20 protein-coding genes, 1 tRNA gene and 1 pseudogene are annotated in these 23,332 nt (G+C 63.7%); 15 read left to right on the top strand and 7 right to left on the bottom strand.

Annotated features, from left to right (window positions below; genetic code table 11):
- Positions 1-158 precede the first annotated feature (158 nt).
- From WC704_RS00955 to aat, 3 genes are all read left to right on the top strand, one after another.
- Positions 159-533 carry a hypothetical protein gene (locus tag WC704_RS00955; RefSeq protein WP_372888121.1) on the top strand — a complete coding sequence of 125 codons (375 nt, stop codon included), beginning with the start codon at positions 159-161 and terminating at the stop codon, positions 531-533.
- Between the two features lie 72 nt (positions 534-605).
- Complete coding sequence (locus WC704_RS00950) at positions 606-1,331, top strand: ParA family protein (RefSeq protein WP_372888120.1); 726 nt, start codon at positions 606-608, stop codon at positions 1,329-1,331.
- An 86-nt stretch (positions 1,332-1,417) separates the two neighbouring features.
- Positions 1,418-2,080 carry a leucyl/phenylalanyl-tRNA--protein transferase gene (aat, locus tag WC704_RS00945; RefSeq protein ID WP_372888700.1) on the top strand — a complete coding sequence of 221 codons (663 nt, stop codon included), beginning with the start codon at positions 1,418-1,420 and terminating at the stop codon, positions 2,078-2,080.
- Positions 2,081-2,115: 35 nt separating this feature from the next.
- Here the strand turns inward: aat and WC704_RS00940 are convergent.
- From WC704_RS00940 to WC704_RS00920, 5 genes and pseudogenes are all read right to left on the bottom strand, one after another.
- Positions 2,116-2,349, bottom strand: a pseudogene (locus tag WC704_RS00940) (DUF2155 domain-containing protein); the annotation flags it as partial.
- Positions 2,350-2,537: 188 nt separating this feature from the next.
- Positions 2,538-2,930, bottom strand: coding sequence for an NADH:ubiquinone oxidoreductase subunit NDUFA12 (locus WC704_RS00935; RefSeq protein ID WP_372888119.1), 393 nt, complete (start codon positions 2,928-2,930; stop codon positions 2,538-2,540).
- Positions 2,931-2,972: 42 nt separating this feature from the next.
- Complete coding sequence (locus tag WC704_RS00930) at positions 2,973-3,458, bottom strand: DUF192 domain-containing protein (RefSeq protein ID WP_372888118.1); 486 nt, start codon at positions 3,456-3,458, stop codon at positions 2,973-2,975.
- A 21-nt stretch (positions 3,459-3,479) separates the two neighbouring features.
- The gene (locus WC704_RS00925; RefSeq protein ID WP_372888117.1) at positions 3,480-4,070 is read right to left on the bottom strand and encodes a cold-shock protein; all 591 of its coding nucleotides are present in this window, start codon (positions 4,068-4,070) and stop codon (positions 3,480-3,482) included.
- A gap of 97 nt (positions 4,071-4,167) precedes the next feature.
- The gene (locus tag WC704_RS00920) at positions 4,168-4,728 is read right to left on the bottom strand and encodes a regulatory protein RecX (RefSeq protein WP_372888116.1); all 561 of its coding nucleotides are present in this window, start codon (positions 4,726-4,728) and stop codon (positions 4,168-4,170) included.
- 165 nt (positions 4,729-4,893) lie between these two features.
- On the opposite strand from WC704_RS00920, the gene WC704_RS00915 reads away from it, so the two are divergent.
- The 8 genes from WC704_RS00915 (at position 4,894) to WC704_RS00880 (ending at position 13,840) form a co-directional block, all read left to right on the top strand.
- Positions 4,894-6,642 carry a fatty acyl-AMP ligase gene (locus WC704_RS00915; protein ID WP_372888699.1) on the top strand — a complete coding sequence of 583 codons (1,749 nt, stop codon included), beginning with the start codon at positions 4,894-4,896 and terminating at the stop codon, positions 6,640-6,642.
- Positions 6,643-6,707: 65 nt separating this feature from the next.
- Positions 6,708-9,065 (top strand): putative bifunctional diguanylate cyclase/phosphodiesterase, encoded by a 2,358-nt coding sequence (locus WC704_RS00910; RefSeq protein ID WP_372888115.1) that lies wholly within the window; start codon positions 6,708-6,710, stop codon positions 9,063-9,065.
- A gap of 46 nt (positions 9,066-9,111) precedes the next feature.
- Positions 9,112-9,188: transfer RNA gene (locus WC704_RS00905), tRNA-Trp, on the top strand.
- Between the two features lie 132 nt (positions 9,189-9,320).
- Positions 9,321-9,995 carry a glycoside hydrolase family 25 protein gene (locus WC704_RS00900; protein WP_372888114.1) on the top strand — a complete coding sequence of 225 codons (675 nt, stop codon included), beginning with the start codon at positions 9,321-9,323 and terminating at the stop codon, positions 9,993-9,995.
- Between the two features lie 194 nt (positions 9,996-10,189).
- Positions 10,190-10,387 carry a preprotein translocase subunit SecE gene (gene secE / locus WC704_RS00895; protein WP_372888113.1) on the top strand — a complete coding sequence of 66 codons (198 nt, stop codon included), beginning with the start codon at positions 10,190-10,192 and terminating at the stop codon, positions 10,385-10,387.
- 17 nt (positions 10,388-10,404) lie between these two features.
- Positions 10,405-10,941 (top strand): transcription termination/antitermination protein NusG, encoded by a 537-nt coding sequence (nusG, locus tag WC704_RS00890; RefSeq protein ID WP_033966826.1) that lies wholly within the window; start codon positions 10,405-10,407, stop codon positions 10,939-10,941.
- A gap of 125 nt (positions 10,942-11,066) precedes the next feature.
- Positions 11,067-12,359, top strand: coding sequence for a dicarboxylate/amino acid:cation symporter (locus tag WC704_RS00885; protein WP_372888112.1), 1,293 nt, complete (start codon positions 11,067-11,069; stop codon positions 12,357-12,359).
- A gap of 80 nt (positions 12,360-12,439) precedes the next feature.
- On the top strand, positions 12,440-13,840 hold the full coding sequence (locus WC704_RS00880) for a M20/M25/M40 family metallo-hydrolase (protein ID WP_372888111.1): 1,401 nt from the start codon (positions 12,440-12,442) through the stop codon (positions 13,838-13,840).
- Here the strand turns inward: WC704_RS00880 and WC704_RS00875 are convergent.
- Positions 13,807-14,418: a TetR family transcriptional regulator C-terminal domain-containing protein gene (locus tag WC704_RS00875; protein WP_372888110.1), complete on the bottom strand. Its 612-nt coding sequence runs from the start codon at positions 14,416-14,418 to the stop codon at positions 13,807-13,809. The two genes, WC704_RS00880 and WC704_RS00875, sit on opposite strands and share 34 nt — an antisense overlap.
- A 68-nt stretch (positions 14,419-14,486) precedes the next feature.
- Here WC704_RS00875 and WC704_RS00870 point away from each other — a divergent pair, with 68 nt between their 5' ends.
- Positions 14,487-15,644, top strand: coding sequence for an aromatic ring-hydroxylating dioxygenase subunit alpha (locus WC704_RS00870; RefSeq protein WP_372888109.1), 1,158 nt, complete (start codon positions 14,487-14,489; stop codon positions 15,642-15,644).
- A gap of 157 nt (positions 15,645-15,801) precedes the next feature.
- Entirely contained in the window at positions 15,802-17,397 is a 1,596-nt protein-coding gene (locus WC704_RS00865) for a phytoene desaturase family protein (RefSeq protein WP_372888108.1), read from the top strand.
- Positions 17,398-17,533: 136 nt separating this feature from the next.
- On the opposite strand, the gene WC704_RS00860 is transcribed toward WC704_RS00865, so the two are convergent.
- Positions 17,534-18,817 (bottom strand): APC family permease, encoded by a 1,284-nt coding sequence (locus WC704_RS00860; protein WP_372888107.1) that lies wholly within the window; start codon positions 18,815-18,817, stop codon positions 17,534-17,536.
- A gap of 128 nt (positions 18,818-18,945) precedes the next feature.
- On the opposite strand from WC704_RS00860, the gene WC704_RS00855 reads away from it, so the two are divergent.
- A complete protein-coding gene (locus WC704_RS00855) occupies positions 18,946-20,541 on the top strand; it encodes a sulfotransferase (RefSeq protein WP_372888698.1) in 1,596 nt (531 codons plus the stop codon).
- Between the two features lie 100 nt (positions 20,542-20,641).
- Positions 20,642-23,206: a TonB-dependent receptor gene (locus WC704_RS00850; RefSeq protein WP_372888106.1), complete on the top strand. Its 2,565-nt coding sequence runs from the start codon at positions 20,642-20,644 to the stop codon at positions 23,204-23,206.
- Positions 23,207-23,332: the final 126 nt, after the last annotated feature.

Here is a 23,332-nt window from a genome sequence, read left to right as displayed (position 1 = left end):
GGGAGGCGCGCGCGCGGAACAAATCGGCGCACAATCCGGGCGAAAAGTCGGCCAAAATGTGGGCAATGCGTTACACAATTATTGCAGCGCAAAAATGACACGCCTTCCGGAAAACACCACTCTTGACGCCCCGTGCTGCGTGCGCGAAGAAAAATGCCATGACCAAGCGCATCCTCCCCACCGCCGCCCTTTTCCTCCTGCTTTCGGCTTGCGAAAACAAGCCGACCGAAGTGTCGACCGTCGCGCCCGACCCGATGGCGGCAGTGCTGGCGAACAAGGCACCGGTGGAGCTGCCGCCCGCGATCAAGAAGGAAGTGACCTTCCGCTGCAAGGACAATAGCCTCGTCTATGTCACCTTCTTTGAGGGCGACAAGCAGGCTTTGGTCAAGGCGACCGAGACCGGCACCCCGGTCAAGCTGACGGCGGAAAAGGCGGGTGACCCGCTCAAGGCCGATGGCTATGAAATGACCGGCACGGTCAAGGCTGTCACGCTGACCCAACCGGGCAAGCCCAAGCAGCTTTGCGACATCTGATTGCCCGTCGGCGGTTGCGCACGCCGTCGGCATCCGCCACGATAGGCCGTTCCTGAGCGAAGGGTTCCGTCTGTGTCGACGATTGCGATCTACAGTCTGAAGGGGGGCGTCGGCAAAACGACGCTGGCTGTCAATCTCGCCTGGACGGCGGCGACACTGTCATCCAGGCGGACCTTGTTGTGGGACCTCGATCCGCAAGCGGCCAGCACTTTCCTGCTGTCCACACGCGCCGAAGGCAGCAAGGCAAAGGACCAGGCGCAATCGGTCTTCGCCAAGGATGTCGAACCCGAAAAATTGATCGAAAAAACAGCGACACCGCGCCTCGACCTGATCGGCGCGGACGCTTCGTTACGCGGGCTCGATTTGCTGTTTCACGAACTCGACAAAAAGAAGCGATTGCACAAGCTATTGACCGGGTTGCGCAAGGAATATGATCGCATCCTGCTCGACTGTCCGCCCGGGCTGACCGAAACCAGCGACCAGGTCATGCGCGCAGCCGACCTGATCGTCGTGCCGGTCATCCCCTCGCCCTTGTCTGAGCGTGCGCTGGATGAGGTCGTCAAACATCTTGGCACCAAGGCGCAAATCATGCCGGTGCATTCGATGGTCGATCGCCGCCGCAAATTGCACGCCGAGGCATTGGCCCGCCATCCCGATTGGCCGGTCGTGCCAATGGCCAGCCTGATCGAACAAGTCACCGCCAGGCGGGCGCCGGTCGGCAGCTTCGCCGCGCGGTCTGCCGGGGCACAGGCGTTCGCCCAATTGTGGCAGGCGATCGAGCGCCGCCTGGCCGCGTGACATCGCTCGCCGATCCCTCGCCTCGCCCCCACCAGACCCTCGATCCGCAACTTGTCCTTGGTGCCTATTCGGTCGGGGTGTTCCCGATGGCCGACAGTCGGGACGCCGCCGACGTTTATTGGGTTGAACCACAGGAACGCGCGATCCTGCCATTGGATGGCTTTCATCTCTCGCATTCGCTGCGCAAGACGATTGCGGCGGAGCGCTACCGCGTGACCGCGGACAGCGATTTCGCGCGGACGTTGCGCTTATGTGCCGAAGCTGTCCCCAACCGCCCCGACACCTGGATAAATTCTGGAATCGAGCGCGCGTTCAACCAGTTACATACAATGGGCTTCGCGCATTCGGTCGAGGTGTGGGATGGTGAGGAGCTGGTCGGCGGCCTCTATGGATTGGCCTTGGGCCGCGCCTTTTTCGGCGAAAGCATGGTTAGCCGCGCCCGCGATGCGTCGAAGGTCGCGATCGCTTGGCTGGTCGCGCGCCTGCGCGTTGGTGGCTTCACCCTGCTCGATTGCCAGTTCATGACCGATCATCTCGCTTCGCTTGGCGCGATCGAAATCAGCCGTAACGATTATCTGGTCGCATTGTCGGATGCGATCGCCGGCGCGGTTGGCTCCGGCGCGTCCGTGTCCGGGGTCGGCGACTTTTTCGCGCTGGACCGGGGGGTGTTGCCCGCGTCCGATGCCGCCACCGAATTGGGGCCACCCTCGGGGAAGGTCATCGCGCAGCTTTTGACCCACACATCATAGATCGGATGCTCGACCACGTTGAGCGCGGGGCGCTCCTTGAACAACCAGCCCGAAAAGACCCGGCGCCAGCTCTTGTCGCTGCTCGCGACATCGACCTGCACGAATGCGCCGGTATAATGCTCCTGCTCCCACGGCGCGGTTTGCTCGCACGCGCGCAAATGCAGCACAACATCGCCCACGCGCGCCGACTTTCCGGGCTTCAGTACGACATCGCGCGAAACACCGTTGCGCTTGTTGAGCAATCCGAGCGTGGCGACCCGCTCGGCCATAGGGGTCGCGCCATAGGATGGATCGACTCCACCGCCGACATCGACCGTAACGATATCGCTCGCGCTGGTATCGGCATCAAGTGCGGTTTCCGGAGTCGCCTTCGCCACCGGGGCGACAGTTTTCGACGGACCGCATCCCGCCAGCAGCACGACAAGCGCCAGCGCCACGCCGCCCGGCGTGCGGCGAATCACGCGTCGGGCGTCCACGCTTCGTAATCGCCGGTCGCAGGCGCACGCACGCCGCCCTTTTCCAGCGCGCCGCTTGGGCGATACGCGGCGACCGTCCCGGTCAAATTCGGTTCCGCCGGCTTTTGCCAGGCACGCGGCGCAGGCAGTGCCCGCGACGGCACGTCATCGACCTGATGGTGCAACCAACTGAACCATTCGGGCGCGACTCGGCTCGAATCATTGGGACCGTTATAGATCACCCAGCGGCGCGGATTGCCCGCCGTATCGCGCCCGCCCTCATAATAGACGTTGCCGAGCGCGTCCTCGCCGATGCGCGCCTTGCCGCGCAGACCGAACGCCGTGCCCCAGCTCGCGCCGGTCCACCAAGTGAAGGGATTGAGATTGATGCCCATAGAAATGCGCTTAGCGCGACGCCGTGCCGCCTTCAACCACGATCACCGGCTCTTCTGCCCCGCCCAGGAGACACGGTCGCCCTCCGCAATGCCAAGATCGAGCGCGCGACCGCCCTGAAGCTCCAATACCGCACGCACCGGCTCGCCCGACGGGATCGGGCTTTCGGACTGTGGCACCGTGTTTTCGGCGATTCGCGCAATGGTGCCATCCGCCCGGATGAAAACAATGTCGAGCGGGCTCGGCGTGTTCTTCATCCAGAAACTCGCCTCACGCGGCGGGCCGCCCTCGGGCGGATAGGGCGCAAACAGCATTCCGCCATTTTTGGGAATATCGGTGCGGAACATCAGCCCGCGCTCCTGCTCCTCTTTCGTCTTGGCGGCTTCGACCGCAAAGAGGTGCGAGCCGTTCGTGCTCTCGATGGTCAGCGCGAGCGTTCCTACGGGCGATTCGGCGACGTTGGATGCCGGTACGGTATTGCTGCAGGCACCGGTTGCCACAAGCACGGCAAGCGCGAGCAGGCGCGCCATTCGACCTGTCATAAAGCGGGTTCAGCCTTCCTGTTGCACCACCACCGCCAGCGGGCCCTTCTCCCCCGCCACCATGCGCGCGCGCAATGTCTGTCCAGGTTCGACTTCGGCTAGGCCCGACCGGCGCAAGGTCTCGATATGGACGAAGATATCAGCCGAATCCTGACTCCGCACCAGAAATCCATACCCTTTCATGCGATTGAACCATTTGACCGTCACCGGCTCGAACGGGCCCGCGCTTTCAAAGCCGCCCTCTTTATCGTCCGGCAAACCCGAAATCCGCACGCGTTCGACCGATTCGACCGCGTCGGTCAAATCAATCGACAGGATTTCGGTTGCCTGCAAACCACGGTTGCGCAGGATCGCGACGCATTCCAGGCGCGCCCCTTCGGGAAGGCTACGCCGCCCGTGCGGACGCAGCACCGAGAAATGGACGAGAATATCGCCGACCGTCGGATCGTCCGCCACGAGGAAGCCGAAGCCGCGTGTCATGTCGAACCATTTGAGAACGCCAGAATAAATCCGGGCTTCGCTGTTCGAGGATTCGGCGCGATGTCCGCGCTCATCCGCGCGATTGAGCCGCTCGGGCAACAGGATCGTTTCGCTAAGCATCGCCGATAAACCCCCACTCGCTGGCATAGCACGCAGCGTAGAGTGAAGAATAAAAACGAACGATTCTGTGTGAAACACCACAGACGCACGCAAGAATCTACTCGTTTTCGAGCAATTCGCCGGTGTCTGCGCCCGGCGCCATCATCGCGATGGTGCGGGCGAGCGTGAAATCGTGGCCGCCGCGAATCATTGCCGCAATGTGCTTTTCCCGTTCCGCCCGTTCGGCCTGCACGCGCGCGAACGGCCCGATCCGCCGCCGTCGCGCAAAAGCCAACGCGGTTTCCACCGCACGCGCCGCCACGGCCGGAGTGATGGCCGCGCTATCCTGTTCGGTAAGCCCGGCCGCGCGCAACACCCCCGTCACGCGGCGTATGCCAAGACCGCGCCGCCCCATCGCCACCGCACGCGCCTCGCCAAAAGCGCGGTCGTCGATATAGCCGAGATCCGCCAGTTTTTCGGCCAACGCCGCCGGATCGGGCTCCGCCCCGTCCCATCCCCGCTCGCGAATTTTGCGTTGCAGATAGGCAGTTAGCCGTCCGCGCGTCGTTGCGAACCGTTCGACATAGCGAAGGGCAAGCCGTTCCAATGCCGCTGCATCCAAGCGCGGCGCGATGCGTATCTCTTTGCGATTTGACCGGTTACGGGAGGGATCACGCATGACGCCATCATTGTGCCACAGTCGAACCGGATTTTGAACGCTTGGCATAAGCAGGGGTGCATGCCGAAGGAAATTAGAGGCGCAGGCGGCCGGGTGTCGCTGCGATCGAGGGCGCAAATACAGATGACTATCGATGTTCTGGGCGATGTTTTGGGCGACGCAGTCATGCGGACCGCCTCGGTGGAAACACTCAAACCAATCGCGACGCCGACCGAAGACTCGCTCGCGCGCCGGTTTGCCGATTTCGAGACGCTGGGGGCAGCGCTTGATTATGCGGCAAGCGGGCAACGCGGGCTGAATTTCCACGATGCGCGCGGTTCGCTGACGCGACCCTATCCGTTCGCCGAATTGCGCGACGATGCGTTGGCGATGGCACGCCGGTTGATCGCGGCGGGAATCAAGCCTTCCGATCGTATTGCGATCGTCGCGGAAACCAGCCCGGAATTCGCGGCTTTGTTCTTCGGCGTTATCTATGCCGGCGCGTGGCCGGTGCCGCTGCCGCTGCCAACATCGTTCGGCGGGCGCGATTCCTACATCGAACAGCTTCGCGTTCAGTTGACGAGCTGCGATCCGGTGATGCTCATCTATCCGCCCGAACTCGCGCAAATGGCGGGCGATGCCGCTGGCTTTGCGCGCGTCGAGGGTGTGGACTGGTCCGAACTCGCCACGCGGAACGCGCCCGATGTTACGCTGCCACAGGCGCGCGGCGACGATATTGCCTATCTGCAATATTCCAGTGGATCGACCCGCTTCCCGCACGGCGTCGCCATCACGCACCGCGCGCTGCTCAACAATCTTACGGCGCACGCTTATGGTATGCAGTTGATCGAGAGCGACCGCTGCGTGTCGTGGTTGCCGTGGTATCATGACATGGGGCTGGTCGGCTGTTTCCTGTCGCCCGTCGCCAACCAGGTTTCGACCGATTATCTGAAGACCGAGGATTTCGCCCGCCGTCCGCTGGCGTGGCTCGACATGATCAGCCGTAACCCCGGCACCTCGGTCAGCTATTCGCCGACCTTCGGCTACGACATTTGCGCCCGCCGCATGTCGAGCCAGACCAAGGCGTCCGAACGCTTCAATCTGTCGCGCTGGCGCATCGCGGGCAACGGTGCCGACATGATCCGCCCCGATGTGATGCAAAACTTCGTCGATGCGTTCAGCGATGCCGGGTTCAAGGCCAGCGCCTTCCTGCCGAGCTACGGTCTCGCCGAGGCGACGCTGGCGGTGTCGATTATGCCGCCAGCCGAGGGGATTCGCGTCGAGCTGGTCGAGGAAACCCAACTTTCGGGTGTCCCTGTCGGGCAGGACCGGCCACAGCGTTTCCGCGCGATCGTCAATTGCGGCAAGCCGGTCCGCGACATGAAGGTCGAGATTCGCGAAGAAGACGGCACACCACTGCCCGAACGCGCCATCGGCAAGGTGTGGTGCTCGGGCCCGTCGGTCATGGTCGGCTATTTCCGCGACGAGGCCTCGACCAATGCCTGCCTGATCGATGGTTGGCTCGACACGGGCGATATGGGCTATCTCAGCGACGGCTATGTTTACATCGTCGGCCGCGCCAAGGACATGATTATCATCAACGGTCGCAACCATTGGCCGCAGGACATTGAATGGGCGGTCGAGCAACTGCCCGGTTTCAAGGCGGGCGACATTGCCGCCTTCGCCATCACCACGCCCGGCGGCGAAGAAACCCCTGCGGTTCTCGTCCAGTGCCGCAGCTCGGACGATGCCGAGCGCCTGCGCCTGCGCGATGAGATTCGCGAGCGGGTACGCTCGGTTACCGGCATGAACTGCGTGATCGAACTCATTCCGCCGCGCACACTGCCGCGCACCAGCTCGGGCAAGCTCAGCCGGGCCAAGGCGCGCAACCTCTACCTGAACGGCGATATCAAGCCATACGACCTGGCAGCCTAACCGGGCGCAAAAAATACGGGAGGCTCTAACGATCTGCTAACGCTGCTTGCGCTATCTTTGGACTTGTGAGCACCGAAAGCACCTCCCAGTTCGCAGCGCCGCGGATCGACGGTCGGGCGCTGCTCGGCCTTTACGATCCTGCGGATGCCACCGACTGGGGCCCGATTCGCGCGGCTCAGCTCCACGCGGGTGGTCAGCTCGCCCTGTTCCTGCTCGGTGCCAATGTCATCGGCGCGGCGCTGGTCACGCTGATCCTCGCCCGGGTTGCGCCCTTGTGGGCGCTGGCGAGCTGGGGCGCGGTCGTCGCGGCGGTGTCGGCTGCCATCACCTTCCGCCGCCTCGCGGCACGGCACCGCGCCGGCAATGCGGCCAGCCTGCGCGATGTGCGCGACACGGTGTTGGAAGGGGTTGCGCTCGCCGCAATCTGGGCAATTCCCCCGCTTACGCTCGGCACGCGCGCCGATGCCGGTACGGCGCTGGGCCTGTGGATCGTTCTGTCGGTGCTGATGACCGCATCGGCCACCGCGATGGCGGCGTTGCCGCTCGCTACGTTGAGCTTTCTCGGCATCCTCGGATCGGCGCTGGCGGCGATGCTGTTTTTCGTCAGCGGGCCGCTCTTCGCCGCTGCCGTGCTGCTGTTTACCTCCTTGCTGATGATCTGCTGCTTCAGCCGAGCGCGCGCACTGGTGCTGATCCGCGCGGGCGAAATTTCCCTGGCCGAACGCGACGAAACCGTCAGCCTGTTGTTGCGCGAAGCCGAAGATCATGGCGCGGACTGGCTTTGGGAAACCGACGCCAATCGCCGCGTCGTGCGCGCGTCCACCCGTTTTGCCCTTTCCGTTGGGCTCGATCCGGTTTCGATCAATGGCAAGTCCTTGCTGCAAGTGCTTGCTGGCCCCACCTGGGACGGCGGCAATTTCTCGGCCGGGTTGCGCACGCTTGCCGAGAATTTGAAGGGCCGCGAGGCGTTTCGGGATCTGGTGCTGCCGGTGCTGGTCGGCGAGACCGAACGCTGGTTCGAGATCGCCGCCAACCCGCGCTTTGACGAACGCGGCGGGTTTATCGGGTTTCGCGGCGTCGGATCGGACGTAACCGAACAACGCGCCTCCGCCGACAAGATCAACCGCATGGCGCGGCTCGATACGCTGACCGGCCTGCCGAACCGCTTGCTCATCAACGAAGCATTGGTGCGTGCGCTGGCGGAGGCCGACAAATGGGGCAGCCGGTGCGCCTTCATGATGATCGATCTCGACCGGTTCAAGGCGGTCAACGATACGCTCGGCCACCCGATTGGCGACCGGCTGCTCAGTCGCGTGTCTGAGCGCCTCGCCAGCTTGATGAGCGACAATGAAATCATCGGTCGGCTGGGCGGCGATGAATTTGCGGTCGTCGTGCGCGATGCCAGCGACACGTTACGCCTCGAACAGCTTGCCCAGGCAATCGTCGATACGCTCGCCAGGCCCTATGAAATCGACCAGCACACGCTCTACACCGGCGCAAGTGTTGGCGTCGCGACCGGCCCGCGCGACGGACGGAGCGCCGAAATGCTGATCCGCTCCGCCGATCTGGCGCTGTATCGCTCCAAGGACGCCGGTGGCGGCAAATTCCACAGCTACGAACCGCAATTGCACGTCGCAGCCGAGGAGCGCCGCGTGCTGGAACAGGCGCTGCGCAAGGCGCTCAGCAACAATGAGCTGCATCTCAATTATCAGCCCGTGGTGGACGCCGGAACCGGCCAGTTGACCGGTTTCGAGGCGCTGGTGCGGTGGACGCATCCCGAACTGGGCGTCATTTCCCCCATGAAGTTCATCCCGTTGGCCGAAGACGCGCGGTTGATCGCACCGATCGGCGAATGGGTTTTGCGTGCCGCCTGCACGGAGGCCGCCGGGTGGCCGGGGGAGACGCGCGTTGCGGTCAATGTCTCGCCCGAACAGCTTCACAATCCCGGCTTCGTGTCGATCGTCGCCTCGGCTCTGGCCAATAGCGGCCTGCCCGCCCACCGGCTCGAACTCGAAGTCACCGAAAGCGTGTTCCTGCGCGACGATACGGGCGCGGTGAAGGTGCTCGAGCGGATTCTGGGCCTTGGCGTCCGCCTCAGCCTGGACGATTTCGGTACGGGCTATTCATCGCTCGGCTATCTTAGCCGCACGCGCTTCTCGACCATAAAGATCGATCGCAGCTTCGTGGTCGGTGCCGCCAAGGGGGTCGCCGAGGCGATCGCGATTGTCCGCGCGGTCGTGGTGCTCGCGCAGAGCCTGGGCATGACGACCACCGCAGAAGGCGTCGAAACGGCCGACCAGCACCGCATGGTTCAGGATCTTGGTTGCACCAAGGTGCAGGGCTATTATTTCAGCCGCCCCCTGCCCGTCGCCGAAGCGCGCGCGCTCGCCCATCGCGACGGCCACGAACGCGCGGTTGCATGAGGCGGCTTGCGGACCACGCAACCTCTCGCTAAACGGCCCGTCTGATAGGGGTGTAGCTCAGTTGGTTAGAGCGTCGGTCTCCAAAACCGAAGGCCCTCGGTTCGAGTCCGAGCTCCCCTGCCACCTTCCGCGCCATCGCGGCTTCGGGCAATTTATGGACATCCCCACGACTTTCGCTGCGTTCAGCGATAGATACCGTGATTCGATTTTACAGTAAAATCATGCTATGCCTCCTGGAAATTCGGGGGGATACTTATGGCATCGGGCATCCGTACTTTCGGAATCGACGTTTCTCACTGGAACGGCAAAGTCTCCTGGGATGTGGTCCTGAAGCCGGACGCGCCGATTACCGTCCATTTTGCTTATGTAAAGGCCAGCCAATTGTATCTTGGCTCTTCGGGGCACGTCGTTCGACAAAAAGACAGCGAGTTCGATGAAAATTGGGTGGCGTTGAAGCAGCATGGGCTGAAACGTGGTGCATATCATTATTGTATGCCCGATTTTACCGCGCAGGAAATGGCCGACCTGTTTCTAAGCGTCTATCACCCAAGCAAGGGTGATCTTCTGCCGGCGCTGGATGTAGAAGATGAATATGTCCGCGCCATTCAGGCAGGCACCAAGACGCGGGCGCAACTCGTCGCGCAGATCGCGGAATTCGGCAAAATTCTGGTGAAGGCGACGGGGCACCAGCCGTTCCTCTATATCCGCAAGGACATTTCCGATTTCCTCGGCAATCCAGCGGAATTTGCGGTGTTTCCGCTCTGGATCGCCAATTACAGCCACCCGCCAACGCCGCCGGTGCCCAAGCCGTGGCACGTCTATACGCTGTGGCAATATTCCGACCAGGGGCACCTTGCGGGCGTGCCCGGCAATTGCGATCTCGATTACCTGAACGGGCCGCCTGCGTTGCTCGACTCGTTCCTTATTTGACGCGGATGCGGCGGCGATGGCTGTTTCGACCTCCACGCCGTCGTCGCCCGTTTGTGACGCGAGTTGATTTCACCCGGCGCCCGCGCTAATGCTTGTATATTCCGAAATCGGGAATTCTCGTCATCGGGCCTTGGCAGGCCCGGACGGCGGGCCCATGTCCTGATCTTGGCCAAGAAAACATGAGTGCACAGCCCGTGGCGAAAACGACCCCCCTCGAATTCATCCGACAGGTCCAGGCGGAGACCAAGAAGGTCGTGTGGCCGACCCGGCGTGAGACGATCATGACCGGCGTGATGGTCATCATCATGACGACGCTGCTCGCCCTGTTCTTCTTCGTGGTCGACACCAGCTTCGAGGCGATCGTCAAGCTGCTGCTCAGCCTCGCCAAATAATCTAGGTAAACGAACACATGGCACGCTGGTACATCATCCACGCTTATTCGGGTTTCGAGGGCAAGGTCCGCGATTCGATCATGGCGGAAGCGACCCGCATGGGGCTGGAGCAACTGGTCGAACAGATCGAGGTTCCGACCGAAACGGTCACTGAGGCGCGGCGCGGCAAGAAAATCTCGGTCGAGCGCAAGTTCATGCCGGGCTATGTGCTCGCCAAGCTCAACATGAATGACGACGTTTATCACCTCGTCAAGAACACGCCCAAGGTCACCGGCTTCCTGGGGCCGAACGGCAAGCCGCAGGCGATCCCCGAGGCGGAAGCCGCGCGGATGCTCAACACCAAGGAAGAAGCCGCCGCTGCGCCCAAGCAGAAGATCAAGGTCGATTTCGAAATCGGCGATTCGGTCAAGGTGCTCGACGGCCCGTTCGCGAGCTTCAACGGTATTGTCGAGGAACTCGATTTCGACCGCAGCCGCGTCAAGGTGTCGGTGTCGATCTTCGGTCGCGCTACCCCGGTCGAGCTGGAGTTCGAACAGGTCGAACGCAGCAAATAAACCGTTCTTCCCCGGACGCGACGTTATGCGCGCCGCGTCCGGAATGACAAAATGCTGGCGTAGCGAACGCCACGGGTTAGGACTTTCCCTCACGCGCCCCATGAACGGGCCGACCGAGAGGGACCATGACGATCCAACCCGCCCCGATAGCCGCACACGGCCCTGCTCCCTTTTACCGCCATCTGTATTTTCAGGTGCTCGTCGCAATCGTGCTGGGCGCACTCGTCGGGCATTTCTGGCCGACGACGGGCGAGGCGCTGAAGCCGCTCGGCGACGGCTTTATCAAGCTGGTCAAAATGGTAATCGCGCCGGTGATTTTCCTGACGCTGGTCAGCGGGATCGCCGGAATGCGCGAATTGCGCGCGGTGGGCCGGGTTGCGGCCAAGGCGTTTGGCTATTTCCTGTTCTTCTCCACGCTGGCGTTGATCCTGGGGCTGGTGGTCGCCAACGTGGTGCAGCCCGGCGTGGGGATGAACATCAACCCCGCAACGCTCAATGCCGGGTCGGTCGCCGATTATGCGCATCAGGCGCATGAAACGACCTTCACCGGCTTCCTGATGGCGATCATCCCCAACACGATGGTCTCGGCATTGACGGAAGGGTCGATCCTGCAGACGCTGTTCGTCGCAGTTCTGTTTGGCATCGCGCTCAGCCTGGTCGGTGAGGCCGCCGAACCGGTGCTCGACCTGGTCGAGCGGCTGGGCCTGATCGTGTTCCGCATCGTCGGTATCCTGATGCGCGCAGCACCCGTTGGCGCGTTCGGCGCGATTGCCTTCACCGTCGGCAAATATGGCGCGGGCAGCTTGCTCAATCTCGGCGGGCTGGTCGCGACCTTTTATTTGACCTCGATTCTGTTCGTGCTGGTCGTTCTGGGCGCAGTGGCGCGCCTCCACGGATTCTCGATCGTGCGTTTGCTCGTTTATCTCAAAGCCGAGTTGTTGCTGGTGCTCGGCACCTCTTCGTCCGAGGCGGCGCTACCCAACCTCATCACCAAGCTGGAGGCGGCGGGCTGCGACAAGGGCGTGGTCGGTCTGGTCGTACCGACGGGCTATTCGTTCAATCTCGACGGCACCAATATCTACATGACACTGGCCGCGTTGTTCATCGCGCAGGCGTGCAACGTGCCTTTGCCGATCGGTGACCAAGTGCTGCTGGTCGGCGTGGCGATGCTGAGTTCCAAGGGCGCGGCGGGGGTGACCGGCGCGGGCTTCATCACGCTCGCCGCCACGCTGTCGATCGTACCGTCGGTGCCGGTGGCGGGCATGGCGCTGATCCTGGGGGTTGACCGCTTCATGAGCGAATGCCGCAGCCTGACCAACTTCATCGGCAATGCCGTCGCCGCGATCGTGGTCGCGCGCTGGGAGGGCAAGCTTGACCGCGCCAAGCTCGATCAGACGCTGCGCACGGGCACGGTTTAGCGGCGCTGCCGCGCTGCGGCGGATTGCCGCCCCCCTCTTCGCGCTTTAGGCTATCCCTTTTTACCAAACGGGGAAAATTGATGCGCCGCTGTTCCGTTGTCCTGTTGATCGGCACTATTCTCGGTAGCGCGGCGCTCGCGCAGCCCGCCCCCACCGCAACCGCTACTGCCGCGGCAGACATTGCGCTCGATTTGGCGAAAAAGGCGATCGCACTGCGTTCGGTACATGGTCCGGGCAATCAGACGCCACAGGTTGCCGCACTGTACAAAGCCGGGCTCGTCGCGGGCGGCTTTGCCGACAAGGATGTCGAAATCGTACCCGTCGACGACACGGCCTATCTCATTGCCACCTGGCCCGGCAGCGATCCGTCGCTCAAGCCGCTCGTAATTTCGGGCCATATGGACGTGGTCGAAGCCAAACCCGCCGACTGGCAGCGCGATCCCTTCACCCCCGTGGTCGAGAATGGCTATCTCTACGGGCGCGGCGCCACCGACATGAAACTCGACGGCACCATCGCCATCGCCGCGCTCGGCGACCTGCGCCGCACCGGCTACAAACCCAAGCGGACGATCATCATCGAATTTTCGGGCGACGAGGAAACCGCGATGAAAACCTCGGCGATGATCGCCGAGCGGCTGACATCGGCCAACCTCGTGCTCAATCTCGATGGCGGCGGCGGCGTGCTCGACGAGGCGACCGGCAAGCCCAAATACTGGACGTGGAACGGCGCCGAAAAAACCTATGCCGATTTCAAGTTGACCGTCACCAACCCCGGCGGCCATTCGTCGATGCCGCGCCCGGTCAACGCGATCGTGCAACTGTCCAAGGCGCTCGAAAAGGTCGGGGCCTATCACTTCAAGCCCGAATTGAGTCCGCTGACGCGCGAAGCGCTGGCCAAGGCTGCGCCGTTCGAGGAACCCGCCATTGGTGCCGCGTTGAAAGCGTTTGTCGCCGATCCAACCGACAAGACCGCCATCGCCACCTTGACCGCCAACCCCTCGACCGTCGGCAAGATCGGCACGACCTGCGTGCCGACACTGGTCAGCGGAGGTCATGCCGAAAATGCTCTGCCACAGCGCGCGACCGCCAATATCAACTGCCGCATCTTCCCCGGGCACAAGCCCGCCGACATCATGGCCGAACTGGGCCGGGCGATCGACGATCCGGCGGTGGTGTTGAGCGACGTTACCGAAGGATCGGTCGCCAATGACGCATCCCCGATACGCCCCGATTTGGTCACAGCGATCAATCACGCGATGGGCACGGTCTATCCCGGTGTGCCGGTCTTCCCGGCGATGGCTTCGGGGGCGAGCGACAGCATGTGGTTCCGCTATCACCACGTGCCAAGCTATGGCGCGAGCCCGACTTTCATCAAACCGTCGGACGAATTCAGCCACGGGTTGAACGAGCGTACCCCCATCGCCACGATCGAACCCGGAATCCGCTATTACCGGCTGCTCTTTGCCGACCTGTCGAAATAACTTTCAAGCTGGCGCTCGGCGAGGCTCCGCGCCTCGCCGGGCGTGAAAGTGCCCGGCGACAGGCACAGTTCGAGCCACAGCCCATCGACCAATGCGGTGATCGCGATTGCGGCCAGCCGACGCTCAGCGGCGGGCAGGCCGCAGGCGGCCAGCAACGCTTCAAGATCGTCGCGATACGCCTGGTACAGCGCATCGTGCCGCGCGGCGATGGTCGGTTTCGCCGAGAGGCTCCAGAACGCGATCCACGTCGCGAACAGGCGGCGATCGGCAATCGGCGGAGCGAAGCTGGCCGTGACATAGGCCGTCACGCGCGCGCGGGGATTATCTCCGGCCGCCGCGACCGCCGCCATCAACGCCACATGCACCTGCTGTCCGACTGACGCATAGGTTTCGCCGACAAGATCATCGATTCCGGCGAAATGATGCCCGATCAAGCCCGGCGACACCCCCGCCTCCAGCGCAATCGCGCGCACCGACGCGCCCGTCGCGCCGTCGCGCGCCAGCACGCGCGCGGTCGCCTCGATCAACGACTGGCGTCGCGCATCGGGTTCGGCGCGGGAGAAGGCAGGCTTGCTCATTCCTGGAGCCCGGTTGCGGTCCACCGATTCTTATTATACGATCGTACAACAAGCAACCGGAGCCACCCATGCCCCTCACCGTCGCGCAAGTGGAGCACGATCCCGACGCCGACTGGAGCTTGCCCGGCTGGCTTTACACCGACCCCGAATATCATGAGGTCGAGCTGGCGCGGGTGATTCGCCCGTCGTGGCAAATCGTCTGCCACCAGAATGATCTGGCCGAACCCGGCGCGTTCCACACGCTCGATTATCTGGGCGAGAGCATCATCGCGGTGCGCGGCGACGATGATGAGATCCGCGCCTTCACCAACGTTTGCCGCCACCGTGCGATGCGGCTGGTCGAGGGGCCACGCGGCTGCGCGAAGAAGCTCGTCTGCCCGTATCACGCCTGGGCCTATGAAACCGACGGGCGGCTGACCGGCGTGCCGATGCGGCGCGATTACCCGGCGCTCGACCTGGCCGAAAATGGCCTCGCTCGCGTCGATCTGGAAATCTGGCGCGGCTTCGTGTTCGTCCGGCTGGAGGGCGACGGCCCGTCGGTCGCCGAAATGATGGCCCCTTATGATGCGCAGGTCGCCCCCTATCGCTTCGAGGAGATGCAGACGCTCAGCCCGGTCCGGCTGCGCGACCGTGCGGTCAATTGGAAAAATGTCGGCGACAATTATTCGGACAATCTCCACATCCCGGTGGCGCATGACGGCCTCACCAGCCTGTTCGGCAAGAGCTATGCGATCGAGGCCACGCCGTGGGTCGACAAGATGTCGGGTCGCCTCGTCGATCGCCCGTCCGATAACCCGTGGGAGCGCTTCTATCAGAGGCATCTGCCACACGTCCCGCATTTGTCCGAGGCAAACCAGCGGCTGTGGCTCTATTTCAAGCTGTGGCCCAACATGGCGTTCGACATCTACGCCGATCAGATCGACTTCATGCAGTGGCTGCCGACCTCGCCGACGACGTGCGTGCTGCGCGAAATGGCGTTCGCGCTGCCCGATGACCGGCGGGAAATGAAGCTGGTGCGCTACGCCAATTGGCGCATCAACCGCGTCGTCAATGCCGAGGACACCTGGCTGATCGAGCGCGTCCAGCAGGGCATGGCGTCGCACAGCTACACCGCCGGGCCGATCGGCGCGAGCGAGGTGTGCCTGCGCAGCTTTGCACGGAAGATTCGCGAGCGGATTCCCGAGGCAAGGCTGCACCACGCGCCTGCGGCGGGATGGAGCAGGTGACGCAAACAGCATTCGATCCTCCCCGGCACGGGGAGGGGGACCATGAGCATATAGCGAATGGTGGAGGGGGCGAGCAACGCGCGCTGCGTCCGGTGGAGGTCCCCCTCCACCCCGCAGCTTCGCTGCGCGGTCCCCCTCCCCGTGCCGGGGAGGATCTATGACGAAACGCTACGACGCGCTTATCATCGGCGGCGGCCATAACGGCCTGGTCTGCGCCTTTTACCTTGCGCGCGCGGGGCTGAAGGTGCGCGTGCTCGAACGCCGCCATGTCGTCGGCGGCGCGGCGGTGACCGAGGAATTCCACCCCGGCTTCCGCAATTCGACCGCCAGCTACACCGTCAGCCTGCTGCGCCCCAAGGTAATCGCCGACATGAAGCTGCACGATCGCGGCTTTCGCATCATCGAACGCACGATCAGCAATTTCTTCCCCTTCCCCGACACCTATCTCACCCTAGGCGGCGGCACCGCCCGCACCCAACAACAGTTCGCGCGCTTCAGCAGACACGATGCCGACGCCTATCCCGCTTATGACGCCGCGCTGGAAAAGGTCGCGCAGGTGCTGCGCGATCTGGCGCTGAAAACCCCGCCCAATGTCGGCGGCGGCCTTCGCGCCTTGCTCTCGGGCGCGACGCAAGGCTGGCCGATCGCCAAGATGGAGATCGAGGCGCAGCGCGATCTGCTCGACGTGTTCACCAAGTCCGCGCGCGATTTCCTCGATGGCTGGTTTGAGGACGATCACGTCAAATCGGCCTTCGCCTTCGATGCCGTGGTCGGCAATTATGCGGGGGTATCGACGCCGGGCAGCGCCTATGTCCTGCTCCACCACGTCTTTGGCGAAGTGAACGGTAAATATGGTGCCTGGGGCCATTCGGTCGGCGGCATGGGCGCGATCACCCAGGCGATGGCGCGCGCGTGCGAGGATGCCGGGGTCGAGATCAGCCTGGAAGCCCCCGTCGCCAAGCTGCTGACCGAAGGCGGCAAGGTCGCAGGTGTGCGGCTCGAATCGGGCGAGGAAATCGCCGCCACAACCGTCGCCGCGAATGTCGGCCCGGCCTTGCTCTATCGCCAGATGATCGACTCCGCCGATCTGCCCGCCGATTTCAAGCGCCGGATCGATGGGTTCAAAACCGGCAGCGGCACCTTCCGCATGAACGTCGCTCTGTCCGAATTGCCTGACTTCACCGTCTTCCCCGGCAAGGACAAGGCCGAGCACCACACCGCCGGCATCATCATCGCGCCGGGCATGGACTATATGGACCAGGCGTTCATCGACGCGCAGCAGCACGGCTGGTCGAAAAAGCCGATCGTCGAGATGAAACTGCCGACTACGGTCGACGACAGCCTCGCCCCGCCGGGGATGCACATCGCCAGCCTGTTCTGCCAGCAATTCGACCCCAAGGTCGATTGGGACGCGCACCGCGAGGAGGTGGCCGATCTCATCATCGACACCGTCACCGACCATGCGCCCAATTTCAAAGCCTCGGTAATCGCGCGGCAAATCCACTCCCCGCTCGACCTCGAACGCAAGTTCGGGCTGATCGGCGGCGACATCTTCCACGGGACGATGGGGCTCGACCAATTATGGGCGGCGCGCCCGGTGCTCGGCCACGGCGATTATCGCGGGCCGATCAAAGGGTTGTACATGTGCGGATCGGGCACGCATCCCGGCGGCGGCGTGACCGGCGCGCCGGGGCATAATGCGGCGCACGAGATTTTACGGGATCGGAGCTTGGTGGGGCGGCTGTTCGGGTAGGCGGCCGCCGCCCTCTGCAAAACGCTTCCCCGGCGAAGGCCGGGGTCCAGTTGTGAAACGGCGGATCATCGCGCTGCGCTCCCTTGCTGCCACCTGCGCGACTGGGCCCCGGCCTTCGCCGGGGAAGCGTTTAGGTTTAAAGCGCGGCGACCGCCCCGCGCGCGCCAAACCGCAACCAAAACAGCGGCAACGCCGTCAGCATCAGCCCCACGCTCGATCCCGCCGCCTCCAACCCAGCCCCCCACATCGCCCAGAGCGCGAACACCAGCCCCGCCACCGCCGCAACCGGAGCGATACGCTTGACCAAGGCGGTCAGGCACGCACCGATATACAGCCAGATCGATGCCGCCGCCGTCAGCCGCAGCATGAAATCGAGCAAGCCGCCGAGCGAGCGCGTCGCATTGGACAGCACCAGCACGCTCGCCAATCCGGTCGCCAGCACCAGCATCGGGATCGGCACGTCGCGCGCGCTGGTGCGCCCGACCCAGCGCGGCAGCAGCCCGGCGCGCGCCATCCCGAGCGGCACCTCGCCTTGCAGCAGCGTCCAGCCATTAAGCGCACCGATCGCCGCGATCGCGGCAAAGGCAGCGGTGGCGAGCCCCGCCTGATGCCCCCAGAAGCGTTCGACAAACAACGCGAACGGCGCTTGCGCAGTGGCAACCTCGACAGTAGGCAGCGCGAAGATGATGCCGCTGCACACCACGATATACAGCAGCCCCGTCAGCCCCAACCCGAACAGCGTCGCGCGCACGACATTGCGCGCCGGATCGCGCACACGCTCTGCGGCGACGCTCGCCGCCTCGAACCCGACGATCGCAAAGAAGGCCAAGGTGAGCGCCGGGGTCAATTGCGACCAGACAAAGGGTGGATGCGCCTCGGCATGGAACGCGCCGCCGCCGCTCAGCGCGACGCCCGCTAAGATCAGCACGATCGCGGCGAGCGGCAGCAGTTTGAGCAAGGTCGTCGCCACCTGAAACGCCCCCGCCAGCCGTGCGCCGCCGAGATTGAGCAAGGTCAACACCCACAACAGCACCGTCGCCGACAGTGCCTGCGCCAGCGAGGTCGCGCCGAGCATGGGCGCAAATTGCGCGAGATAGCGGACAGCAGTCAGCGCGATCACTGCATTGGCCGACCATACGCTGACCCAATAGCTCCAGCCGACCAGCACGCCCGGCAACGGCCCCAGCCCCGCGCCGCAGATCGCAACCACGCCGGTCGCCTCGGGCATTGCCGCGGTCAGACGCGCGAGCACCCAGGCGATCAGCAAGGCACCCCCTACCCCCACGATCCAGGCGGCGATGCTCGTCCAGCCATAGGGTGCCAGTTGCGCGGGCAGCACGAAGATGCCCGATCCAATCATCCCGCCCATCACCAAGGCGGTCGCGGTCCAGAAGCCAAAGGGGCGCGGTGCCGACTCCATGCACGTCTCCCGGGATCAGCCCGACCCCGCCCGCGAATGCAGCACGCCACGCGCGCCAACGCCATAGTTCCTTTTCGGCCACTCTGCGCTACCACCGTCCCATGACACAGACGGCAAGCGCGACGGATATGGACTGGATGGCGGCGAGCGGTCGCTATCCCCCGCGCCTGATTGCGGCGGCACTCGCGCTGCACGACAATCGCCTGGGCGAGGCCGAGCCCTTGCTCAAGGCGCATCTGAAGGACGATCCGTTCGATGTCGCGGCGATCCGCATGTTGGCCGAACTCGCCGGGCGGATCGGGCGCTACCGCGATGCCGAAACGCTGCTGCGCCGCGCGGTCGAGCTGTCCCCCGCTTTCACCGCCGCGCGCGCCAATCTCGCGCTGGTGCTGTACCGCCTCAACCGCCCCGCCGAGGCGATTGCGGAACTCAACGTGGTCGCCACCGAAGATCCCGACAATCCCGGCCACGCCAATCTCCAGGCCGCCGCCTTCGGGCGGATTGGCCAGTTCGACGAAGCGATCGCGCTGTACGAGCGCGTGCTGGCCGATGCGCCCGAGCAACCGCGCGTGTGGATGAGCTATGGCCATATGCTCAAGACCGTCGGGCGCCAGGCCGATGGCGTCGCCGCCTATCGCCGCGCGATCACGCTGTTGCCAACGCTGGGCGAAGCGTGGTGGAGCCTCGCCAATTTGAAGACGGTGACCTTCACCGAGGACGACATTGCCGCGATGCAGGCTGCGCTGGAGCAACCGGGCATATCGGACGAAGACCGCTTCCATCTCGATTTCGCGCTGGGCAAGGCGTTCGAAGACCGCCGCCAAGCCGAGCGCGCCTTCGCGCATTATGCGGCAGGCAACACACTACGCCGCAAGCATATCAGCTACAGCGCCGATGAGATCGAGGTCTTTGTCGATCGCAGCATTGCGCTGTTCACGCGGGAATTTTTCGCGACACGCGCCGGACAAGGTTTCGCCGCGCCCGACCCGATCTTCATTCTCGGGATGCCGCGCGCAGGCTCGACGCTGATCGAACAGATCCTCTCCAGCCACAGCCAGGTCGAGGGCACGAGCGAACTGCCCGATATCCCCGCGCTCGCCCGGCGGGATGCCGCCTATCCCGAAGGGCTGGCGACCTGGTCTGCCGAGCGCCTGCGCGACATGGGCGAGGAGTATCTCCAACGCACCCGCATCCAGCGCCGCACCGACCGCCCGTTCTTCATCGACAAGCTGCCGAACAATTGGGCGCATGTCCCCTTCATCCACCTGATCCTGCCCGGCGCGCGGATTATCGATGCGCGGCGGCATCCGCTCGGCTGCTGCTTCTCCAACTTCAAACAGCATTTCGCGCGCGGCCAGGGCTTCAGCTACGCGCTCGATGATATGGGCCGCTATTATCGCGATTATGTCCGGCTGATGGGCCATATCGACACCGTGCTGCCCGGTCGGGTCCACCGCGTGCTGTATGAGGACATGGTCGAGGATACCGAGGCGACCGTGCGTGCGTTGCTCGCCGCCTGCGGCCTGCCGTTCGAGCCCGCGTGCCTCGCCTTCCACCAAACCGCGCGGGCGGTGCGCACCGCCAGTTCGGAGCAGGTCCGCCAACCGATCTTCCGCGAGGGCACCGAGGCGTGGAAACCGTTCGAACCGTGGCTAAGTCCGCTGAAGCAGGCTTTGGGCGATGTGCTGGAGAGCTATCCCGTGGCACCTGTCACAACGTTGTAATTTCGCAACGCCTGCGTAAGATTGTTACGTACCTGTGGTAGTCCGCTTGACGGATGCTGCGGTCGCGAACACCTTGTTGAAACAATACAGGGGGAATCTGATGTCGTCGTTCGGGTATCGTGCCGCAATCCTCGCCTTGTTGTCGTCGGCGGCTTTCGGGGCACCGGCATTCGCGCAAAGCGCGCCGCCCGAACCCACACCCGCCACCGCACCGACCGATGGCGGCGACATCATCGTCACCGCCACGAAGCGCTCCGAAACGTTGCAGAATGTGCCGATCAGCGTCCAAGCGTTGACCACCAAGAAGCTCGACGAACTCAACATTTCGAACTTCTCGCAATATGCGCAGCAATTGCCCTCGGTCTCGTTCCAGGCACTCGGCGGGACCCCCGGCACCAACGTCATCTACATGCGCGGCGTCGCCTCGGGGGGTGACGGCAACCATTCAGGCTCGCTCCCCTCGGTCGGCGTCTATCTCGATGAGCAGCCCGTCACCACGATTGGCGGCAATCTTGACGTCCATATTTACGACATTGCGCGAATCGAGAGCCTGTCGGGGCCACAAGGCACGCTCTACGGTGCTTCGTCCGAAGCGGGCACGATCCGCATCATCACCAACCAGCCCGACCTGTCGCATTTCTACGGCCGCGCCGATATTGAGGGCAACAAGGTCAGCAAAGGTGGCTTTGGCGGCAAGGCCGAGGGGTTGGTCAACATCCCGCTGTCGCCCTCGGTCGCCCTGCGCGTCGTCGGCTTTTACCAGCGCAACGCGGGCTATATCGACAATGTGCCGGGCACACGGCGCTTCTGCGGCGGCTCCAATTTCGATGCGTCGGGTAATTGCGTGAAGGATGGCATCACCGCCAACAACGCCGCCTTCGTCAAAAAAGATTATAACGACACCGAAATCGCGGGTGGCCGCGCCGCGTTGAAGATCGATCTCGACAGCAATTGGACGGTCACGCCGACCGTGATGTACCAGGATACGCGCAGCCACGGCGCCTATGGCTTCGACCCCAGGGTCGGCGACTTGCAGGTACAGCATTTCTACCCCGAATATCGCCGGGACCGCTTCATCCAGGCGGGGCTGACGATTGCAGGCAAGATCGGCAATTGGGACGTGACCTATGCCGGGGCGTATCTCGACCGCAAGGATTTCTCGTCGAGCGATTATACCGATTACGCCGAAGCCTATGACAATCTTTATGCCTCGGTCGGCGGCATTGCGGGGTATTTCTACTTCAAGGACAATGCCGGCAGAACGATCGATTCACGCCAACGCGTCATCGGCAGCGACCATTTCAAGAAGACGAGCCAGGAATTCCGCGTCTCGAGCCCGTCGAACGAGCGGTTCCGCCTTGTCGCCGGTGGCTTCTACCAGCGCCAGAGCAACGACATCCATCAGGATTATCAAGTGCCAGGGCTTGCCGACACGCTCTCGGTCAATGGTCACCCCGGCACCCTGTGGCTCACCCAGCAACACCGCGTTGACAAGGATTACGCGGTGTTCGGCGAGGCAAGCTATGACATCACACCGCGCCTGACCGCGACCGTCGGCGGGCGCGCCTTCATCTACGACAATTCGCTGATCGGCTTTTTCGGCTTCGGTCGCGATCCGGCCAATGGCTATAGCACGACGCCGTACAATGCAGCAGGCAGTTCGCGCACCGGCGTTGCCGGATGCTTCACCACCAACGGCACGCGACTGCGCGACGCGGTTGCGGCGGGGGGATTGACCACGTTGCTCCCGGCGGCGGTTGCCGGTGGCCCGTGCACCAATCTCGGCATTTATCGCGCCGGAGAGGGTGTGGTGCCCGTTCAGGCGTCTGGACAGGGCGTGACCTATCGCTTCAACCTGAGCTGGAAACCCGTTAGCGGCGTGCTGCTTTACGGCACGGTTTCGCGTGGCTTCCGCCCCGGCGGCATCAACCGGCGCGCCGACGTGGCACCCTATGCCGCCGATTTCCTGACCAACTACGAACTTGGCGCCAAGACCACGTTGCTCGGCGGCAAATTGCGGCTGAACGGTGCGATCTATCAGCAGGATTGGGACAAGTTCCAATTCTCCTTCCTCGGCGCCAACAGCTTCACCGAAATCCACAACGGGCCCAATGCACGTATCCGCGGCGCAGAAATCATCAGCAACCTTACGCTCGGCGCGCTCGCGCTGAGTGCATCGGGCTCCTATACCGACGCCAAGACGCGCAAGAATCTGTGTCTGGTGGATGACCCCACCTTTACCTGCGCAGGGGCCGGCAATTTGCTTTCGGCCAGGGCGGGGACACGGCTGCCGATCACCCCCAAGTTCAAGGCAAGCGGATCAGCGCGCTACACCGTGCCGGTCGGGACGGCCAAGGCATATGGCCAGGCGGTGGTGTCCTATCAGGGTTCGGCTGCGTCCGATATTCGATCGGCGACCTATGCACCGGGTGGCATCATCATCAACCCGGCGGCGCAGCTCGGACGTCTGTCGGCCTTCACCACCGCCGATTTTGCGGCGGGTGTGCAGTTCCCGCGCTACAGCATCGAACTGTTTATCCAGAATGCGTTCGACACGCGCGGGCAATTGTCGCGCTTCCAGGAATGCGGCAGTTGCGGTCAACGGCCCTATATCGTGCCGACGACACCGCAAACGATCGGCGTTCGGCTGCACACCGACTTCTGACCTCGTTCGACCACCCCGCCCCCAAAACCGGGCGGGGTGAGCGGCCTCTCGCAACAGCATTTGCACCGCCGCCTGCTTTCGGCTATGCGCGCCAGCTTCCTACACATTGCTGTTGGAAGTGCGGGA

Source organism: Sphingomonas sp. (genome assembly GCF_041661885.1).
In the GTDB taxonomy this organism is placed as follows: Bacteria; Pseudomonadota; Alphaproteobacteria; order Sphingomonadales; family Sphingomonadaceae; genus Sphingomonas.
Note: the sequence above shows the minus strand (reverse complement) of the source record. Positions and strands in the feature narration are given on the sequence as shown.

Excerpts from the sequence above, each read along its gene's own strand:
- WC704_RS00955 (WP_372888121.1), top strand. The coding sequence starts at position 159 with ATGACCAAGCGCATCCTCCCCACCGCCGCCCTTTTCCTCCTGCTTTCG.
- aat (WP_372888700.1), top strand. The coding sequence starts at position 1,418 with ATGGCCGACAGTCGGGACGCCGCCGACGTTTATTGGGTTGAACCACAG.
- WC704_RS00935 (WP_372888119.1), bottom strand. The coding sequence starts at position 2,930 with ATGGGCATCAATCTCAATCCCTTCACTTGGTGGACCGGCGCGAGCTGG.
- WC704_RS00930 (WP_372888118.1), bottom strand. The coding sequence starts at position 3,458 with ATGGCGCGCCTGCTCGCGCTTGCCGTGCTTGTGGCAACCGGTGCCTGC.
- WC704_RS00925 (WP_372888117.1), bottom strand. The coding sequence starts at position 4,070 with ATGCTTAGCGAAACGATCCTGTTGCCCGAGCGGCTCAATCGCGCGGAT.
- WC704_RS00920 (WP_372888116.1), bottom strand. The coding sequence starts at position 4,728 with ATGCGTGATCCCTCCCGTAACCGGTCAAATCGCAAAGAGATACGCATC.
- WC704_RS00915 (WP_372888699.1), top strand. The coding sequence starts at position 4,894 with ATGCGGACCGCCTCGGTGGAAACACTCAAACCAATCGCGACGCCGACC.
- WC704_RS00900 (WP_372888114.1), top strand. The coding sequence starts at position 9,321 with ATGGCATCGGGCATCCGTACTTTCGGAATCGACGTTTCTCACTGGAAC.
- nusG (WP_033966826.1), top strand. The coding sequence starts at position 10,405 with ATGGCACGCTGGTACATCATCCACGCTTATTCGGGTTTCGAGGGCAAG.
- WC704_RS00885 (WP_372888112.1), top strand. The coding sequence starts at position 11,067 with ATGACGATCCAACCCGCCCCGATAGCCGCACACGGCCCTGCTCCCTTT.
- WC704_RS00880 (WP_372888111.1), top strand. The coding sequence starts at position 12,440 with ATGCGCCGCTGTTCCGTTGTCCTGTTGATCGGCACTATTCTCGGTAGC.
- WC704_RS00875 (WP_372888110.1), bottom strand. The coding sequence starts at position 14,418 with ATGAGCAAGCCTGCCTTCTCCCGCGCCGAACCCGATGCGCGACGCCAG.
- WC704_RS00870 (WP_372888109.1), top strand. The coding sequence starts at position 14,487 with ATGCCCCTCACCGTCGCGCAAGTGGAGCACGATCCCGACGCCGACTGG.
- WC704_RS00865 (WP_372888108.1), top strand. The coding sequence starts at position 15,802 with ATGACGAAACGCTACGACGCGCTTATCATCGGCGGCGGCCATAACGGC.
- WC704_RS00860 (WP_372888107.1), bottom strand. The coding sequence starts at position 18,817 with ATGGAGTCGGCACCGCGCCCCTTTGGCTTCTGGACCGCGACCGCCTTG.
- WC704_RS00855 (WP_372888698.1), top strand. The coding sequence starts at position 18,946 with ATGGACTGGATGGCGGCGAGCGGTCGCTATCCCCCGCGCCTGATTGCG.
- WC704_RS00850 (WP_372888106.1), top strand. The coding sequence starts at position 20,642 with ATGTCGTCGTTCGGGTATCGTGCCGCAATCCTCGCCTTGTTGTCGTCG.